Below are 1,517 nucleotides of genomic sequence, written 5' to 3' on the forward strand. Positions count from 1 at the left end.
TAGCAACAGCTCACCCATGCGGCTCTGACAACGATGTTAACCCGCGTTAAATATCCCACGTTGGCCAGCATCTGTCTCACGGAAAGTCATACTGCCTTACTGCTCAATCAGCAGAACCGTGGCTCCAGCTGATTTCCGCAGTGATCATTATTAGCACCGCGTTCTGGATGTTCTGGCGTACCTGGCGCGGCGAACGCAACTGGCTGGAGAATATGCACGGGCATGATTATGAGCATCATCATCACGATCACGAACATCACCACGACCATGGACATCATCACCATCACGAACATGGCGAGTATCAGGATGCCCATGCACGAGCCCATGCCAATGACATTAAACGACGCTTTGATGGTAGAGAGGTCACCAACTGGCAAATTTTGTTATTTGGCTTAACCGGTGGCCTTATCCCCTGCCCGGCAGCAATTACCGTGCTGTTGATATGCATTCAGTTGAAAGCCCTGACACTGGGCGCAACACTGGTCGTCAGTTTCAGCATTGGCCTGGCGTTAACGCTTGTCACCGTAGGCGTTGGCGCAGCAATCAGCGTTCAGCAGGTCGCAAAACGCTGGAGCGGATTTAACACTCTCGCTAAACGCGCCCCCTATTTTTCCAGTCTGTTGATTGGCTTAGTCGGTGTGTATATGGGCGTACATGGCTTCATGGGCATAATGCGATAACTCAATCCTTTAGGCTTGCATGTTATCTTCAGCCCAGGATGATTCTTAAATCAGCTATTTCCGCTGACTCTCTGCTCGCTAAGGATGCTTTTAGGGCATCCTTTCATTTACACTTTTTACGAAATCATGGGATCACTAACAAAATATCGCTTGTCAGTTATATTGTATGGCAGGAAAGATATGCGACTGATATTACAGATCCCCAAAGTGGAGAGTTTATGACCATTAAAAATAAGATGTTGCTGGGTGCGCTTTTGCTGGTTACCAGTGCCGCCTGGGCCGCACCAGCCACCGCGGGTTCGACCAATACCTCGGGAATTTCTAAGTATGAGTTAAGCAGTTTCATTGCTGACTTTAAGCATTTCAAACCAGGCGATACCGTCCCAGAGATGTACCGCACCGATGAGTACAACATTAAGCAGTGGCAGTTACGTAACCTGCCCGCGCCTGATGCCGGGACGCACTGGACCTATATGGGTGGCGCGTACGTGTTGATCAGCGACACCGACGGTAAAATCATTAAAGCCTACGACGGTGAGATTTTTTATCATCGCTAAGGTGATGCTGCCAACTTACTGATTTAGTGTATGATGGTGTTTTTGAGGTGCTCCAGTGGCTTCTGTTTCTATCAGCTGTCCCTCCTGTTCAGCTACTGACGGGGTGGTGCGTAACGGCAAAAGCACTGCCGGACATCAGCGCTATCTCTGCTCTCACTGCCGTAAAACATGGCAACTGCAGTTCACTTACACCGCTTCTCAACCCGGTACGCACCAGAAAATTATTGATATGGCCATGAATGGCGTTGGATGCCGGGCAACTGCACGCATTATGGGCGTT

2 protein-coding genes and 1 pseudogene are annotated in these 1,517 nt (G+C 49.6%); all 3 read left to right on the forward strand.

Going from position 1 to position 1,517, the window contains the following annotated elements; all coding sequences use genetic code 11:
* Positions 1-98: 98 nt before the first annotated feature.
* Positions 99-680 (forward strand): annotated as a pseudogene (rcnA, locus tag BFF42_RS16740) (nickel/cobalt efflux protein RcnA); the annotation flags it as partial.
* Positions 681-898: 218 nt separating this feature from the next.
* Positions 899-1,237, forward strand: a complete 339-nt coding sequence (rcnB, locus tag BFF42_RS16745) for a Ni(II)/Co(II) efflux transporter accessory subunit RcnB (protein WP_000153067.1) — start codon at positions 899-901, stop codon at positions 1,235-1,237.
* A 55-nt stretch (positions 1,238-1,292) separates the two neighbouring features.
* Positions 1,293-1,517, forward strand: a 225-nt coding sequence (locus BFF42_RS16750; RefSeq protein WP_001482752.1) for an IS1 family transposase, incomplete at its 3' end; no start/stop codon positions are given.

Source organism: Shigella sp. FC1661, assembly GCF_001712525.1.
GTDB lineage: Bacteria > Pseudomonadota > Gammaproteobacteria > Enterobacterales > Enterobacteriaceae > Escherichia > Escherichia coli.

Coding starts and splice junctions, on each gene's coding strand:
- rcnB (WP_000153067.1), top strand. CDS start 899: ATGACCATTAAAAATAAGATGTTGCTGGGTGCGCTTTTGCTGGTTACC.